The following is a 14,753-nucleotide window of genomic DNA, read 5'->3' as shown; positions in this document are numbered from 1 at the left end:
AGCGTTACGTTCGGAGACGTGCGAGCACTGGTGATGTGGGTACGCAGGCAGCGCTGGACGCTGGACCTGCCGCTGTACGCCGTCTTCGTGCTGCTCGGGCCGAACATCGCGGCCGGCGACTGGTCCCTGCGGCTGGTGCCGCTGTCGTTCCTGCTGCCGCTGCTCGTGCGACGGCGCTGGCCGCGGACGACGGCGGTGCTGATCATCGCCGGGGTGGTGGCCGTCTACACGAACGAGGTGTGGGCGTTCGACCGCGGGCGCAGTGAGCTGGCGATGGCGGTGGTGCTGTTCACGCTGGTCAAGAAGGGTGACCGCCGGTTCGCGGCGGTGATCGCGGCGGCCGTGCTGGGCCTCGACTGGATGTGGGGGGCCACGTGGGGCGTCGCCACGCAGAACCCGACGTTGACGATCGTCGGGGTGCTGCCGCTGCACATCGCGGCGTGGGCGCTCGGCGAGTTCTTCCGCGCGAAGGAGCAGCTGACCGACGAGGAACGGCTGCGGGCGGACCTCGCGGTGTCCGAGCGGCAGGCGCAGGCGCGCGCGGCCGTCGCGGAGGAGCGCACGCGCATCGCGCGCGAGCTGCACGACGTTCTCGCCCACAGCATGAGCGTGATCGTGCTCAACGCGGAGGGCGCGAAGCTCGCGCGGCACCAGGACCCGAACGCCGTGGACCGCACGCTCGACACCATCAGCCGGACCGGGCGCGGTGCCCTCGCGGAGCTGCGGCGGCTGCTCGAGGTGATGCACGCCGGCGAGCCCGCGCGCACGCCACAACCGACGCTCGACGAGCTGCGCACCCTCGTGGAGCAGTCCGGGCGGGACGTCGAGCTCGAAGTGACCGGTGATGCCACCGACCTGCCCACGGGCGCCGCGCTGCAGGCGTACCGGATCGTCCAGGAGGCGCTGACCAACATGCTCAAACACGCTCCCGCCGACGCGTCCGCCCGCGTGCGCGTGGAGTTCACGCGCACCGAGGTGCTGGTCGAGGTGACCAACACGGGGGGCCACGAGCCCGTGGCGGCCGGGCTGCCGTCGTCGGGGCGCGGGCTGGCCGGGATGGCGCAGCGCGTGGAGCTCTACCGCGGCAAACTCGAAACGGGCCCGCTGCCCGACGGCGGGTTCCGCGTGCTCGCGACACTGCGGACGGACGCGGCGCGATGACGTCCGTGCTGATCTGCGACGACCAGGAACTGGTGCGCGTCGGGCTGCGGATGATCGTGGACAGTCAGCCGGACCTCGACGTCGTCGCGGAGGCGGGCGACGGCGCGGAGGCGGTGCGGATCGCCCGCGAACGGCGACCTGACCTGGTGCTGATGGACGTGCGCATGCCGGTGCTCGACGGCGTCGCCGCGACCGAGCGCATCTGCGCCGCCCTGCCGGACGTGCGGGTGCTGGTGATCACGACGTTCGACCTCGACGAATACGCCTACTCGGCCCTGCGCGCCGGCGCGAGCGGGTTCCTGGTGAAGGACGCGCCGTCGGACGAGATGCTGGTGGCCATCCGCGGCGTGCTGCGCGGCGACGCGATGGTGTCGCCGTCGGTCACTCAGCGGCTGCTCGACCGCTACCTGACCGGGCGGCCCGTCGAGTCGGCGAAGCTGGGTTCGCTCACCGAGCGTGAGAAGGACGTGCTCGGACTGATCGCTCGCGGGCTGTCGAACGGCGAGATCGCGGGCAAGCTGATCATCGGCGAGACGACGGTGAAGACGCACGTCGGGCGGGTCCTCGCCAAGCTCGGCCTGCGCGACCGGGTGCACGCGGTGGTGTTCGCGTACGAGTCGGGGCTGGTCCGGCCCGGCGATTGAGACGCGAACGTCGCTTTTGTCGGGCATGCTGGGTGGTATGCGCCTGCCCGGAGTCGTGCTGCTCGCGTCGGTCGCGGTGCTCGCTGCCGCTTGTACGGGGGCGGCAAGTGCGCCACCGCCGTTGACGAACGCGCCTTCGTCGGCGTCTGCCACCGGGTTTCGCGTCGAAGAGGTGGCGGGCGGGCTCGAGCACGGGTGGGACGTCGGATTCCTGCCGGACGGGTCGCTGCTCGTGCCGCAGCGGCCGGGCAAGCTGGCCTTGATCCGGGGTGGGCGGACCACTGAGGTGCGCGCCGACTTCTCCGACGTCCTCGTGCAGGGTGAGGGCGGGTTGATGGGGATGGTGCTCGCGGCGGATTTCCCTTCGTCGCGGGAGTTCACAACGTGCCAGACGCATCAGGAGGGCGGCCGGGCAGTCGACGTCCGGCTGATCACGTGGCGGCTCGCGCCCGATGGGGCGAGCGCGTCGAAGGTGCGGGACCTGCTGACGGGGCTGCCGGTGAACCCCAGTGGCCGGCACTCCGGCTGCCGGCCGACACTCGCTCCGGACGGCGCGCTGCTCGTCGGGACCGGGGACACAGCGCGGTCGACGATCGCGCAGGACCGGCACAGCCTGGGCGGGAAGGTGCTGCGGATCAACGCGAAGACCGGGGAAGCTTTGCCGGACAACCCTTTCTTCGCTTCGACAGATCCGCGTGAGCGGCGGATTTACACCTACGGGCACCGCAACGTCCAGGGCGTCGCGATCCGGCCCGGGACCGGGCAGGTACTGACTTCCGAGCACGGGCCGACGTTCGACGACGAGGTGAACCTTCTGCGCGCGGGCGCGAACTACGGGTGGGATCCGTCGAAGGGCGGCACGGATTCTTCGTACGACGAGAGCGTGCCGATGACGGACCTCACGCGGTTCCCCGACGCGGTTCGTCCACTCTGGACTTCCGGGGAGATCACCGAGGCGACCTCCGGTGACGCGTTCCTGACCGGATCTCAGTGGGGTGCCAATGAGGGCGCGTTGGCCGTGGTGGCGTTGAAGGGGCAGAAACTGTTGCTACTGCACCTGGATGCCGCGGCGAATGTCACTTCGGTGACGCTTCCGCCCGAATTCGACGACCGGTTCGGGCGGTTGCGCGCCGTCCGTTCCTCGCCGGACGGCGCGCTTTACGTGACCACCTCGAACGGATCGGATGACAAATTGCTGCGTGTCACTCCGGGCACCTAAGAGCCCTGGTACGCGCCGCCGTTGACGTGCACGACCTGACCCGTCACATGGCCCGCGCCGGGACCGGCGAGGAACTCCACGACTTCCGCGATGTCTTCCGGACGGCCCTCTCGTTTGTTCATCGTGTTGGCGACCAGCCGGCCGCGGCGTTCGTCGGTGAGCTTGCCGTGGAAGAACTCCGTGTCCACGACCAGGCCGGGCGCGACCACGTTCGCGGTGATCCGCCGTCGCCCCAGAACCTTGGCGATATCCGAGTTCCACGCCTCGACGGCCGCATTGGCCCAGCCGTACGAACCGGCGCCGGTGTGTGCGGCGATGGACCCGATGGTGATGATTCGGCCGTTGTCGGCGATCCGGTCGCGCAAACCGGCCGTCACCAACGCGGCGGTGAAGACGTTGGCGCGGAAATTGGCCGTCCAGGCGGTGTTCAGGGTGGCGAGGTCGATGTTGTCGTCGCGGAGGAAATCGGTGTTGCCGCCCGCGTTGTTCACCAATACGTCAACGCGTTCCGGCAGTTCGGGCAAGGCCGCCTCGACGGCCTCGTGATCGCCGGCGTCGAACGCGACCGCCTTCGCACCGAGCAGCGCCGCGGCCTCGGCGAGCACGCTCTCGCGGCGGCCGGTGATCGTCACGCGGTCGCCGGCGCGCGCGAACGCGGCCGCGATGGCGTAGCCGATTCCCGTACCACCGCCGGTGACCACTACTTCCCGGTTCATCACGGACATCCTTTCCCCAGTGGACGAACACAGACCGTACCGGGATCGGCCTAGGATCTGCCGTATGACTGAGATCGACCCCGCGTCGACGGCGCTCGTGCTCGTCGACTTCCAGGAGCGGATCGTCGCGATGCCGACGACGCCGTTCGCCGGGCCCGAGGCCGCCGCCAACGCCGTGCGCCTGCGCGACGCGTTTTCCGAAGCCGGCCTCCACACGCACCTGCGCGACGCGGGCGTGCGCACCGTCGTCTTCGGCGGCATCGCGACGGAGTTCGGCGTGGAGTCGACGCTGCGGGCCGCCGCGGACCACGGGTACGCCGTGATCGGCGTGTCCGACGCGATGACGGGCCTTTCGGACGTGTCACACGAATCATCCACCACCAAGATCTTCCAGCGCCTCGGCACGGTGCTCACCACGGCCGAAACCCTTGCGGCGCTGCGATGATCGACAAACTCGCGTGGCTGCACGTGGTGGACGGCCGCGCGCTCGCGGCGGTGTCCTCCGGCAAGAACACGTGGTACCTGCCGGGCGGCAAGCGCGAGCCGGGCGAGTCGGACGCCGAGGCGCTGGTGCGGGAGATCGCGGAGGAACTGTCGGTCGCGCTGGACCCGTCGTCGCTCGCGCCCGCCGGCGTGTGGGAGGCGCAGGCGGACGGGCGTTCGGCGGGCACGGTGGTGCGGATGACCTGTTACACCGGCACGTTTTCCGGCACGTTGGCGGCCTCAAGCGAGATCGCCGCCTTTGATTGGCTGGGTTTCGAGGACCGTCCCCGGGTGTCCGCGGTGGTGCAGCTCATCTTCGACGACCTGCACGCGCGCGGCCTGCTCTAGCCGAGCTGCTTCTGCATCGCCGCGGCCAGCGCGTTGAGCCCCGACAGCGGGCGCACCATGACGACGAACTCGTCGATCTCACCGGCTTCGTTGGTGCGCAGGAAATCGCAGCCCTCCACCTCACGGTCGCCGACGCGCGCGGTGAAGAGGAGGGCGTGACCGTGGTCGTCTTTCAGTTCCCGCTGGTAGCCGAAGTCCTCGAACACCGCGAACGCCGCGCGCAGGATCGCCGCGACCTGCTCGCGCCCCTGGTAGGGCCGGTGCACGGCGGGGCTGCGGAACACGGCGTCCTCTGCGAACAACGCGATGGCGGCGGTGAAGTCTTTGGTCTCGACGGCTTCCCGGAAAGTCTTCATCGGATGATCGTCAAGCACTTGCGCCGTTCGGACAAGCCCGAGCTCGGCACCAGTGGGGTCCGCCCGTCGGTACCCGCTGACACCGGGACAAGTCCCCGGCTCAGCCCAGCAACCTCGGCTTGTGCTCCAAATGCGACAACCCATTCCAAGCCAAGTTCACCAGATGCGCCGCCACCTCATCCCGCTTCGGCTTGCGCGCGTCCAGCCACCATTGGCCCGTCAGCGCCACCATCCCCACCAAGGCCTGCGCGTACAGCGCCGACAGCTTCTCCTCGTACCCGCGCGCCGCGAATTGCTGGGCGAGGATGTGTTCGACCTGGCCCGCGATGTCGTTCAGGACGGTGGAGAAGGTGCCCGTGGAGCTGGCCACCGGGGAGTCGCGGACGAGGATGCGGAAGCCGTCGTGGGAGTCCTCGACGTAGCTGAGCAGGGCGATCGCCGCTTGTTCGAGCATGACGCGCGGGTGGCCGCCGTGGAGGGTGTTGACCATGCGGTCGAGCAGGAGCTGAGTTTCGCGGTCCACGACGACCGCGTAGATGCCTTCCTTGCCACCGAAGTGTTCGTAGACCACGGGCTTCGAGACGTTCGCGCGGGAGGCGATCTCTTCCACCGACGTGCCGTCGAAGCCCTTCTCCGCGAACAACGCGCGCGCGACGAGGAGCAGCTGCTGCCGGCGCTCGCTGCCCGTCATGCGGACGCGCGTCACCGGCGCCGCCGGTCGCGCGCCGGTGACCGCTGCTTCGCGCTTCGCCCTTCGTCTCCCCGCCATGCGCAGCAGGGTAGCCGCCGGGTGTCACGCCATCGGAGTGAGCACCGTTCGGGAGAAGGTGCCGCCCGAAGCGGCGGCGTGCGCGACAGCCTTGTCGACCTCGGCCAACCCGAACCGCGTCACCCGCTCCGGTGCCAGGTCGAGCGCACCCGACGCGACGAGGCGGATGATCCCGACGTTGGCCGCGCGCGGGTACATCCACTGGCCCCGCACCGTCACCGAGTTCCGCATCAGCCACGGGTACGGCAGGGACAGATCCGCGCCACCGAGCATGCCGACACCGCCCATCAGCACCACACGGCCGTGTTCGCGCACGGTCACGCGGCGGCGCGGGCGACGGACGCCGAGGCCCGCGGCGGGAGGAGGTCGAGCACCAGGTCGACGGGACCGTTCGCACGCATCGCGGCACGGTCCGTGTCAGCGTCGCCGCAGAGCTCGACCGGCCGCACGCGCGGGCCGAACCGCTCGGCCAGCAGGTCGAGCACCGCCCGGTTGCGGCCCGGCGCCACGACGAGGCCGGCTCCCATCGCCAGGGCCACGGCCACCGCGCAGCTGCCCAGGTTGCCGGTCGCGCCGCTGACCAGCACCGTCTCTCCGGCCGCGAGCCCACCCGCGAGCAGGCCGCCATACGGGATCACGTGCACGCCCAGCACTGCCCACCGCACGGGATCCACGCCGGCGGGCAGCGGATGGACGTTTTCAGTGGGCACGCGCATGAGCTCGGCGAACGCGCCGTCGTGGAAGTACCGCGACAGGCGCGCGCCGCCTTCTCCGCGGGAGCTCCAGCCCTGCAGCGTGATGTCGGGGGTGAGGGCGTCGTCGCGGGCGCGAACGGTCGAATCGCACCACACGAGGTCACCCGGAGTCAGTTTGGTCGCGTCCGCCCCGGCGCGTCGAACCCGCCCGATCCCCCCGATGCCGGGCACCACCGGCGGTTCGAGCGGATACCGCCGTTCACCGCTGAACACTTCGGCGGCGTACGGGGGCACGATCGTCGCGAGGACCTCGACGAGCACTTCGCCGTCCGGCGGATCGGGCACCTCGCCGACGACGAGCGGGGAACCGAAAGCGGTCAGAGTCGCTGCGCGCACGGGAAAGCCCTTCTGCTCAAGCACTTTCCCGAACAGTAGGACCACTCGGAGCCATGTCGGAAGCGAAGATCAGTCAACCCGGGTGTGCGTAATCCGCATGGTCCGGGCACGACACGAGCCGCCGGCGAAGACGCGGCGCGCTCAGGCGAACGCGGTGTCGCGCGCGTGGCCCTCCCAGGCCGTCAGATCGGCGCGCACCTGGTCGAGGTGGCCGCCGATGGCGTCGACGGCGTCCGCGCCGAGGGCCAGGCGCAGCGGGGTGTCGGGGGCGTCGAGCGCGGTGAGGATCGCGGCGGCGGCCTTGGCGGGGTCGCCGGCCTGCGTGCCGTCGGCGTCGACGACGAGGCGGCGCGTCGGGCCGACCGACTCGGCGTAGTCGTCGATCTCGCCGCTGCGGGTCGTGCTGCCCCACAGGCCGGTGCGAAACGCGCCCGGCTCCACGATCAGCACCTTGATCCCCAGGCGGCCCACCTCGTCTGCGAGCCCCTCGGACAGCCCCTCCAACGCGAACTTCGTGCCGCTGTAGGCGGAGAACCCCGCGAACGACAGCTGCCCGCCCATGCTGCTCATCTGCACGATCGCGCCGGAACGTCGCTCGCGCATGTACGGCAGCACTGCGCGCACGAGGGCCGCGGGGCCGAAGACGTGCACGTCGAACAGCGACCGCAGCTCCGAGTCGGTGGTCTCCTCGAACGCGCCGACGTGGCTGCGGCCGGCGTTGTTCACCAGCACGTCGAGCCGGCCGTGCCGCGCGATCACCGACGCGACGACCACGTCGACCGCCGCGAGGTCCGTGACGTCGAGCGCCACCGCCTCCACCTGGTCCGGGTGCGCGGCGACGACGTCGGCGAGCGTTTCGGTGCGCCGCGCCGCCGCGACCACCACGTCGCCGGCCGCCACCGCGGCCTCGGTGAGCGCGCGGCCGAAGCCGCTGTTCGCGCCGGTGATCAGCCAAACCTTGTTCATGTCCTGAGCCCCTTTCGCTGCCACCGACTCTGGGCGAAAATCGCTCGCGGGTCCAAGACCTGCTGCGATAACCATTGGCTATGGACGTGCACGGCCGCGATCTGCGGTACTTCGTCACGGCCGCCGAAGAGCTCCACTTCACGCGCGCGGCCGAGCGGCTCTACGTCTCCCAGCCCGCGCTGAGCAAGCAGATCCGCATGCTCGAACGCCAGCTCGGGGCCCCGTTGTTCGATCGCGACCGCCGCGAGGTCCGGTTGACACCGGTGGGCGAGGCCTTGCTGCCGCACGCCCGCCGGGTGCTCGCGGAGTGGGACGCGGCGCACGACGCCGTCACGCAGGCGAAGGCCGAGAAACGCGGCACGCTCGTCGTCGGTATGAGCACGAGCCCCGGCCGCGGCGGCATGCTGCCCGCGATCCGGTCGAGGTTCACCGACGAGCACCCCCACGCCCGGCTCACGCTGCGCCAGGTCGGCTGGCACGACTCCACGGCGGGGCTCGCCGACGGCTCCACCGACGTCGCCTTCGTCTGGCTCCCGGTGCCGGGCGCCGAACGCTACAGCTGGGTCGTGGTCGCCGAGGAACCCCGGCTGGTCGCGATGTCCGCCGCCCACCCGCTCGCCGGGCAGTCCACAGTGGACTTCACCGACCTGCTCGACGAACCGTTCCTCGCCCTGCCCGCCGACGCTGGCCCGCTGCGCGACTACTGGCTCGCCCCCGAAGCCCGCGGCGGCCGCGCCCCCGTGATCGGCGCGGAGATCAGCAGCGCGGACGAAACCTACGAGGCGCTCGTCGACGGCCGCGGCGTCTGCCTCATCGCCGCCGGCAACGCGCCCCTGCTCACCCGCGGCGACGTCGTCGCCCTCCCATTGCGCGGCGTGTCCCCCAGCCGCCTCGCGCTGGCATGGCGCAAGGACGACACCCGCCCGCTGGTCCACGGGTACGCCCGCGCCGCCCGGCTGGCCACCCAATCGACCGAGGACGAGCAGTGACCGGCGTGTTCTGCGCTCTGCTCAAGACCGGCGCGGCGACCTGGCTCGTCCGCGAACCGCACGCCGCCGCCTCCGCACCGCTGCCGGAGCGTCCACTCGCGCCGGGCCATGCGCTCGTGGCGCCGCCGGAGCATCGCGTCGGCGTCCTCGACGCATCCGACGCCGCGCCGCACCACACCATCAGCCTGGTGCGCCGCGTCGGCGACGCGATGACGCGCGCCCTGGGCGCAACCGGTGTGGACGTCCTCAACGCCGGCAGGCCCGGCTCGGGCCAGAGCGTGCCGCACCTGCACGTTCACGTGGTCCCGCGGTGGCCGGGCGGACCGCTCACGCCGCCGCGCGACCGGCGACGAACACGAGCGGCTCGCGGACGTCCTCAAAGAGAAGCGGACCACCGAAAACCGGTGGTCCGCAGAGGAAAACAGAAAGACTCAGCCCTCGGAAGCGATCCGCGCCAGCCGTTGCGGAGTCGGCCAGCGCACGTCGTGCACCCAGCCGAACTTCTCGAACATCCAGATCAGGCGGGCCGACATGTCGATCTGGCCGCGCTTCACGCCGTGGCGGGCCGAGGTCGGGTCGGCGTGGTGCAGGTTGTGCCACGACTCGCCGAAGGAGAAGATCGCCAGCGGCCAGAAGTTGGCCGAGCGGTCACGCGCCGCGAAGGGGCGTTCGCCGATCATGTGGCAGATGGAGTTCACAGACCAGGTCACGTGGTGCAGCACGCAGATGCGCACGAGGCCGGCCCAGAAGAACGCGGTGAGCGCACCCCAGAACGACCACGAGATCAGACCGCCCAACAGCGCCGGCAGCGTCAGCGACAGGAGCGCCCAGAGCCAGAACAGGTCGTCGACCTTCCGGATGGCGGAGTCCTTCACCAGGTCTGGCGCGAAGCGGGCCTGGTTGCTCGTGTCACGCTCGAACAGCCAGCCCATGTGCGCGTGCCAGAAACCGCGGGCGATGGCGGCCGGCGAGGTGCCGAACATCCACGGCGAGTGGGGGTCGCCGTCGCGGTCGGAAAACGCGTGGTGACGACGGTGGTCGGCCACCCAGGTGATCACGGGGCCCTGCAGGGCGATGCTGCCGGCGATGGCCATCACCACACGCAGCCACGGCTTCGCCTTGAACGACCCGTGGGTGAAGTACCGGTGGTACGCGACGGTGATGCCGAGGCCGCTGACGCCGTAGAACACCACGAACAGCGCGACGTCGACCCAGGTCAGTCCCCAGCCCCAGGCGAACGGGACGGCGACCAGCAGGGCCACCAGCGGCGCGAGCACGCCGAAGTACACGGAAAGCTGCACGCCGATGCCGCGCTGACCTTCGACGATCGGCTTGGGGCCCTTCGGGGCCGGTTGCTCTCCAGCTGGCTGGGAACGGTCGAGGGTGGCCGTCATACAGTTCACTTCTTCCTACGAGCCCCTGCGAAGGGTGACCTAACCTACGATGCCGTAAGTTACGGTACAGGAGGTTTCGAGCCCTGGGGAGGCCCGAAACGTCCGTTCCGCTCCGGCGCGGTTCAACCGGTGAGGTACCCCGGAAGCGGGCGCTTCACCCTCCCGCCACCACTGTCGCCGATCATCGCTATCCTGACCAGGATCGATCCGCCGTAGTGTAATCGGCAGCACTTCAGATTTTGGTTCTGACAGTTCAGGTTCGAATCCTGGCGGCGGAGCAGGCATGTGACCAACCCGAGCCGAGACAGCGAAGCGATGGGGGTGTGGGGCGGCTGAGCGATGAAGCGATCGACCCCGGAACCGCCCGGCGTCCGACCCTCGTCGAGATGTCCGACGCGTGGCTGGTCGGCCGCGCGCGTGAGCTGATCGCCGCCGTCCAGCGGCAGGAGTTCGACAAGCAGCTCGAGATCGTCGAGATCATGGACGGGCTGCTCGAGGAAACGCTGCGCCGCGGTGAACCGACGCTGGTCGCGCAGTTGCTGCGCGCGTCGGCGTTCGCCCGCCTGGTCACGCGTGGGCTGGCCGCCGAAGCGGAGCCGCGGCTCGACGAGATGCTCGCCCACACCCGCCGCCACGGCCTGTCGCTGCTGCGCGCCGACGCGCACGCGTTGCGCGGACGCCGGCTGGTGCTGGCCGCGCAGGAAGACGCCGCGCTCACCGAGATCGCCCGCGCGCTCGCGATCCTCGACGACTCCACGATCCCCGACCGCCAGGTCGGCGTGCGCAACTGGAACCGCATGCAGTCAATGGCGCTCATCGACTGCTGGATCGTGCTCAACCAGCTCGGCGTGTACGAGGCGGCCGAAGAGGTCATCAGTCGCGCCCACCAGGCGATCCGCGAGAGCGCGAGCCCCCACGAGATCACGCTGCAGCTGATGAACCGCGTGAAAATGCTGGTGGGCTGGGGCCTGCGGCTGGAGCGCATCGAGCAGTACGACGAGGCGGCCGAGAAGTTCCGCACCGCCGCGTCGATGGCGGTGGCGGCCGAGGGCCCGTTCGCCGAGTCGTTGTTCCCGCGCAAGCCCGGCGTCTCCGCCGTGGACCAGGTGGGTGTGCTCGCTTCCGCGCTCGCGCTGCACAACCCGGCCTCGGAGCACGTGGACCGGCTCAAGCAGATGCAGCGCGGTCACCACTTCCCGCACGAGCAGGAGATCGTCGCCATCGCGCTCGCGCGTTGCCTCGATCGCGCCGGGCGCCGCGAAGAAGCGCTCGACGTGCTGCGCGAGACGCGCAAGGCGATGTCCGAGGACATCTCCCAGCCGTCGATGCGCCTCAACATCGCCCGCGAGCTCGCGCGGCTCGACACCACGCCGGACTACGCGTCGGGCGCTGGCAATTCGCTGATCGACTACGCGACCACGCTCGAGGCCGAGATGTGGACGCTGCGCGAGTCGCAGATCGCCACGCTCAACGCGCGCCGCGAGCACGAACGGCTGTCGGCCGAACACGGTGCGATCACGCAGCAGGCGCTGCAGGACCCGCTCACCGGCCTGCCCAACCGCCGCGCGCTCGACGAACGCCTGCGCGCGCTCGCGTCGTCGGCCGACGCGCAGCCGCTCGCCGTCGGCCTCGTGGACCTCGACGGGTTCAAGGGCGTGAACGACAAGCAGTCGCACGCCGAAGGAGACAACGTGCTCCGCGTCGTCGCGAGCACACTGCGTGACGCCCTGCGCGGCGACGACGTCGTCGCGCGCTACGGCGGGGACGAGTTCATCGTCCTGCTGCCGGGCGCGCCCGCGTCGGCCGCGAAGATGGCGCTGGGGCGCGCAGTGAAGTCGGTGGCAGAGCTGCCACACCACCTTTCGCACGGCGTCACTCTGTCCATCGGGCTGGTGTCGCTGCGGCCGCAGGAGCGGGCCGAGCAGGTGCTCGCGCGCGCGGACGCGGCGATGTACGAAGCAAAACGCGGTGGGGGCAACCAGGTCGCCTCCGCGAATTCGATGGCGGGCGACGCCGGCGCGAGCTGGCCCGCGGAGAGCATCCCGGCCGACCCCTCGTGGGGCGCCGAGGAGCCCACGTAGGATCGTTGCCCGTCGGAACGAGCCGGTAAATCGTTGTTGGGAGTCTCGTTGAGCGGCCCGCTGAGCACGCTGATCCTCGCCGCGGGTGAGGGCACCCGCATGCGTTCGTCCACCCCGAAGGTGCTGCACCCGATCGCCGGGCGCCCCTTGGTGGAACACGCCGTCCGCGCCGCGGCCGGTCTGAACCCCGAACACCTGGTGGTGGTGATCGGCCACGGCCGCGAAGCCGTCAGCGCCGAGCTGGCGCGCGTCGGCGGGGTGCTGGGCCGCGAGGTGACCACCGCCGTGCAGGCCGAGCAGAAGGGCACCGGCCACGCCGTGTCGTGCGCGCTGCACGAGCTGCCCGCCGGCCTCACCGGCACCGTGCTCGTGAGCTACGGCGACGTGCCGCTGCTCGACACCGAGACCCTCGCCGCGCTGCTGGCCGAGCACACCGGCTCGGGCAACGCGGTCACGGTGCTCACCGCCGTGGTCGCCAACCCGGCCGGCTACGGCCGGATCGTGCGCGACGGCGCCGGCGTGGTCCAGTCGATCGTCGAGCACAAGGACGCGACGCCGACGCAGCACGAGATCACGGAGATCAACTCGGGCGTCTACGCGTTCGACGCCGCGGTGCTCACCGACGGTCTCGCTCGGCTGTCGACGGACAACGCGCAGGGCGAGCTGTACCTCACCGACGTGCTGGGCATCGCCCACCACGACGGCAAGGGCGTCGGTGCGCTGGTGGTCGACGACCCGTGGGTCACCGAGGGCGTGAACGACCGCGTGCAGCTGGCGACGCTGGGCGCGGAGTACAACCGCCGGATCGTGCGCCGCTGGCAGCGCGAGGGCGTGACCGTGACCGACCCGAACACCACGTGGATCGAAGCGGATGTGACGCTCGCGCGCGACGTGCTGCTGGAGCCGAACACGCAGCTCAAGGGCACCACGTCGGTCGGCGAGGGCTCCGTGGTCGGCCCGGACACAACGCTGACTTCGGTGACGGTCGGGGCCGGCGCGTCCGTGGTCCGCGTGCACGCCGACGAGTCCGAGCTGGGCGACGGCGTGAACGTCGGCCCGTACACCTACCTGCGGCCTGGCACCAAGCTGGGCGCGAAGGGCAAGCTGGGCGCGTTCGTGGAGACGAAGAACGCGCAGATCGGCACCGGCACGAAGGTTCCGCACCTCACCTACGTAGGCGACGCGACCGTCGGCGACTACAGCAACATCGGCTGCTCCAGCGTCTTCGTGAACTACGACGGCGTGAACAAGCACCACACCGTCGTGGGCTCCTACGTGCGACTCGGTGCCGACAACACGCTCGTCGCGCCGGTGCGGATCGGTGACGGCGCTTACAGTGGAGCGGGTGCGGTGATCCGGGACGACGTGCCGCCTGGTGCACTTGCGCTCTCGGCGGGGCCGCAGCGCAACGTCGAGGGCTGGGCGGTCCGGCGCAGGCCGGGCACGCCGGCGGCGGAAGCGGCGGAAGCCGCCCTCGCCGCGAGTGAGGACACCGCCGTGTCCGTGTCGGAAGCAGGAAACGACGGGGAGTCGCCAGCATGAGTCCGAAGCAAGGTACGCCGAAGAAGAATCTGATGCTCTTCTCCGGCCGTGCGCACCAGGAGCTCGCGGAAGAGGTCGCCAAGCACCTCAATGTGACGATCACCCCGCAGACCGCGCACACGTTCGCCAACGGTGAGCTGTTCGTGCGGTTCGAGGAGTCCGTCCGCGGCACCGACGCTTTCGTGATCCAGGCGCACACGACGCCCATCAACGAGTACGTGATGGAGCAGCTGATCATGGTGGACGCGCTCAAGCGCGCCTCCGCCAAGCGGATCACCGTGGTCATGCCGTTCTACCCGTACGCGCGGCAGGACAAGAAGCACAAGGGCCGCGAGCCGATCTCGGCCCGGCTCATCGCCGACCTGTTCAAGACCGCGGGCGCCGACCGGATCATGACCGTCGACCTGCACACCGCCCAGATCCAGGGCTTCTTCGACGGTCCGGTCGACCACCTGATGGCGCAGTCCGTCCTCGCCGACCACATCAAGGCGACTTACGGCGATGCCGACATCACGGTCGTTTCGCCCGACTCGGGCCGCGTGCGGCTGGCGGAGAAGTGGGCGCAGCAGCTGGGCGACCGGCCGATCGCGTTCATCCACAAGACGCGCGACCCGGACAAGCCGAACCAGGCCGTGGCCAACCGCGTGGTCGGCAAGGTGCAGGGCAAGCTCTGCGTGCTGATCGACGACATGATCGACACCGGCGGCACGATCGTGAAGGCCACGGAGGCTTTGATCGAGGAAGGTGCCGCGGACGTCGTCATCGCCACGACGCACGGGATCTTGTCGGACCCGGCGACCGAGCGGCTTTCGCAGTGTAAGGCGCGGGAGGTCATCGTGACGAACTCCCTGCCGATCCCCGACGAGAAGCGGTTCCCGGGGCTGACGGTGCTGTCGATCGCGCCGATGCTGGCGGAGGCGATTCAGCAGGTGTTCGAGGATGGCTCGGTGACTTCGTTGTTCGACGGGGCTGCCTGAGAGTTTTGAGTTTTCCT

At 70.4% G+C, this 14,753-nt stretch carries 16 protein-coding genes, 1 tRNA gene and 1 pseudogene; 11 read left to right on the top strand and 7 right to left on the bottom strand.

Annotated elements, in window-relative coordinates; genetic code table 11:
- Nucleotides 1–33 precede the first annotated feature (33 nt).
- Genes AB0383_RS42855 through AB0383_RS42845 form a run of 3 tightly spaced genes read left to right on the top strand, consistent with a single transcriptional unit; the run spans nt 34 to nt 3,024 of the window.
- On the top strand, nt 34–1,161 hold the full coding sequence (locus tag AB0383_RS42855; RefSeq protein WP_366190293.1) for a histidine kinase: 1,128 nt from the start codon (nt 34–36) through the stop codon (nt 1,159–1,161).
- Nucleotides 1,158–1,805 carry a response regulator transcription factor gene (locus AB0383_RS42850; protein ID WP_366190272.1) on the top strand — a complete coding sequence of 216 codons (648 nt, stop codon included), beginning with the start codon at nt 1,158–1,160 and terminating at the stop codon, nt 1,803–1,805. Before AB0383_RS42855 ends, AB0383_RS42850 begins: the two co-directional genes overlap by 4 nt.
- Before the next feature lie 37 nt (nt 1,806–1,842).
- Nucleotides 1,843–3,024 carry a PQQ-dependent sugar dehydrogenase gene (locus tag AB0383_RS42845; protein WP_366190271.1) on the top strand — a complete coding sequence of 394 codons (1,182 nt, stop codon included), beginning with the start codon at nt 1,843–1,845 and terminating at the stop codon, nt 3,022–3,024.
- Here the strand turns inward: AB0383_RS42845 and AB0383_RS42840 are convergent.
- A complete protein-coding gene (locus AB0383_RS42840; protein ID WP_366190270.1) occupies nt 3,021–3,740 on the bottom strand; it encodes an SDR family oxidoreductase in 720 nt (239 codons plus the stop codon). The genes AB0383_RS42845 and AB0383_RS42840 overlap by 4 nt on opposite strands.
- A 64-nt stretch (nt 3,741–3,804) precedes the next feature.
- On the opposite strand from AB0383_RS42840, the gene AB0383_RS42835 reads away from it, so the two are divergent.
- Nucleotides 3,805–4,185 carry an isochorismatase family protein gene (locus AB0383_RS42835; RefSeq protein ID WP_366190269.1) on the top strand — a complete coding sequence of 127 codons (381 nt, stop codon included), beginning with the start codon at nt 3,805–3,807 and terminating at the stop codon, nt 4,183–4,185.
- A complete protein-coding gene (locus AB0383_RS42830) occupies nt 4,182–4,571 on the top strand; it encodes an NUDIX domain-containing protein (RefSeq protein WP_366190268.1) in 390 nt (129 codons plus the stop codon). The genes AB0383_RS42835 and AB0383_RS42830 overlap by 4 nt, the downstream gene beginning before the upstream one ends.
- On the opposite strand, the gene AB0383_RS42825 is transcribed toward AB0383_RS42830, so the two are convergent.
- The 5 genes from AB0383_RS42825 to AB0383_RS42805 form a co-directional block, all read right to left on the bottom strand.
- Nucleotides 4,568–4,927 (bottom strand): nuclear transport factor 2 family protein, encoded by a 360-nt coding sequence (locus AB0383_RS42825; RefSeq protein WP_366190267.1) that lies wholly within the window; start codon nt 4,925–4,927, stop codon nt 4,568–4,570. The two genes, AB0383_RS42830 and AB0383_RS42825, sit on opposite strands and share 4 nt — an antisense overlap.
- A 100-nt stretch (nt 4,928–5,027) precedes the next feature.
- A complete protein-coding gene (locus tag AB0383_RS42820) occupies nt 5,028–5,618 on the bottom strand; it encodes a TetR/AcrR family transcriptional regulator (RefSeq protein WP_220247130.1) in 591 nt (196 codons plus the stop codon).
- 102 nt (nt 5,619–5,720) lie between these two features.
- Nucleotides 5,721–6,017 (bottom strand): hypothetical protein, encoded by a 297-nt coding sequence (locus tag AB0383_RS42815; protein ID WP_366190266.1) that lies wholly within the window; start codon nt 6,015–6,017, stop codon nt 5,721–5,723.
- Nucleotides 6,014–6,787: a zinc-binding alcohol dehydrogenase family protein gene (locus AB0383_RS42810; protein WP_364181963.1), complete on the bottom strand. Its 774-nt coding sequence runs from the start codon at nt 6,785–6,787 to the stop codon at nt 6,014–6,016. Before AB0383_RS42810 ends, AB0383_RS42815 begins: the two co-directional genes overlap by 4 nt.
- A gap of 141 nt (nt 6,788–6,928) precedes the next feature.
- Nucleotides 6,929–7,753 carry an oxidoreductase gene (locus AB0383_RS42805; RefSeq protein ID WP_364181965.1) on the bottom strand — a complete coding sequence of 275 codons (825 nt, stop codon included), beginning with the start codon at nt 7,751–7,753 and terminating at the stop codon, nt 6,929–6,931.
- An 80-nt stretch (nt 7,754–7,833) separates the two neighbouring features.
- On the opposite strand from AB0383_RS42805, the gene AB0383_RS42800 reads away from it, so the two are divergent.
- Entirely contained in the window at nt 7,834–8,742 is a 909-nt protein-coding gene (locus AB0383_RS42800; protein ID WP_364181967.1) for a LysR family transcriptional regulator, read from the top strand.
- Nucleotides 8,655–9,041, top strand: a pseudogene (locus AB0383_RS42795) (HIT domain-containing protein); the annotation flags it as partial. The gene AB0383_RS42800 and the pseudogene AB0383_RS42795, both read left to right, overlap by 88 nt.
- Nucleotides 9,042–9,173: 132 nt before the next feature.
- Here AB0383_RS42795 and AB0383_RS42790 read toward each other — a convergent pair.
- Complete coding sequence (locus AB0383_RS42790) at nt 9,174–10,136, bottom strand: acyl-CoA desaturase (protein WP_364181969.1); 963 nt, start codon at nt 10,134–10,136, stop codon at nt 9,174–9,176.
- A gap of 206 nt (nt 10,137–10,342) precedes the next feature.
- Here AB0383_RS42790 and AB0383_RS42785 point away from each other — a divergent pair.
- From AB0383_RS42785 to AB0383_RS42770, 4 genes are all read left to right on the top strand, one after another.
- Nucleotides 10,343–10,414 (top strand) — tRNA-Gln (locus tag AB0383_RS42785).
- Between the two features lie 108 nt (nt 10,415–10,522).
- A complete protein-coding gene (locus AB0383_RS42780; protein WP_364181972.1) occupies nt 10,523–12,217 on the top strand; it encodes a GGDEF domain-containing protein in 1,695 nt (564 codons plus the stop codon).
- A 48-nt stretch (nt 12,218–12,265) separates the two neighbouring features.
- Nucleotides 12,266–13,759, top strand: coding sequence for a bifunctional UDP-N-acetylglucosamine diphosphorylase/glucosamine-1-phosphate N-acetyltransferase GlmU (glmU, locus tag AB0383_RS42775; protein ID WP_364181974.1), 1,494 nt, complete (start codon nt 12,266–12,268; stop codon nt 13,757–13,759).
- Nucleotides 13,756–14,736, top strand: a complete 981-nt coding sequence (locus AB0383_RS42770) for a ribose-phosphate diphosphokinase (RefSeq protein ID WP_220244310.1) — start codon at nt 13,756–13,758, stop codon at nt 14,734–14,736. Before glmU ends, AB0383_RS42770 begins: the two co-directional genes overlap by 4 nt.
- Nucleotides 14,737–14,753 lie beyond the last annotated feature (17 nt).

The sequence above is a fragment of the Amycolatopsis sp. NPDC051373 genome (assembly GCF_040689465.1).
Taxonomy (GTDB): Bacteria; Actinomycetota; Actinomycetes; order Mycobacteriales; family Pseudonocardiaceae; genus Amycolatopsis.
Note: the sequence above shows the minus strand (reverse complement) of the source record. Positions and strands in the feature narration are given on the sequence as shown.

Coding starts and splice junctions, on each gene's coding strand:
- AB0383_RS42770 (WP_220244310.1), top strand. CDS start 13,756: ATGAGTCCGAAGCAAGGTACGCCGAAGAAGAATCTGATGCTCTTCTCC.
- AB0383_RS42850 (WP_366190272.1), top strand. CDS start 1,158: ATGACGTCCGTGCTGATCTGCGACGACCAGGAACTGGTGCGCGTCGGG.
- AB0383_RS42845 (WP_366190271.1), top strand. CDS start 1,843: ATGCGCCTGCCCGGAGTCGTGCTGCTCGCGTCGGTCGCGGTGCTCGCT.
- AB0383_RS42780 (WP_364181972.1), top strand. CDS start 10,523: ATGTCCGACGCGTGGCTGGTCGGCCGCGCGCGTGAGCTGATCGCCGCC.
- AB0383_RS42805 (WP_364181965.1), bottom strand. CDS start 7,753: ATGAACAAGGTTTGGCTGATCACCGGCGCGAACAGCGGCTTCGGCCGC.
- AB0383_RS42825 (WP_366190267.1), bottom strand. CDS start 4,927: ATGAAGACTTTCCGGGAAGCCGTCGAGACCAAAGACTTCACCGCCGCC.
- AB0383_RS42830 (WP_366190268.1), top strand. CDS start 4,182: ATGATCGACAAACTCGCGTGGCTGCACGTGGTGGACGGCCGCGCGCTC.
- AB0383_RS42855 (WP_366190293.1), top strand. CDS start 34: ATGTGGGTACGCAGGCAGCGCTGGACGCTGGACCTGCCGCTGTACGCC.
- AB0383_RS42800 (WP_364181967.1), top strand. CDS start 7,834: ATGGACGTGCACGGCCGCGATCTGCGGTACTTCGTCACGGCCGCCGAA.
- AB0383_RS42820 (WP_220247130.1), bottom strand. CDS start 5,618: ATGACGGGCAGCGAGCGCCGGCAGCAGCTGCTCCTCGTCGCGCGCGCG.
- AB0383_RS42840 (WP_366190270.1), bottom strand. CDS start 3,740: ATGAACCGGGAAGTAGTGGTCACCGGCGGTGGTACGGGAATCGGCTAC.
- AB0383_RS42835 (WP_366190269.1), top strand. CDS start 3,805: ATGACTGAGATCGACCCCGCGTCGACGGCGCTCGTGCTCGTCGACTTC.
- AB0383_RS42790 (WP_364181969.1), bottom strand. CDS start 10,136: ATGACGGCCACCCTCGACCGTTCCCAGCCAGCTGGAGAGCAACCGGCC.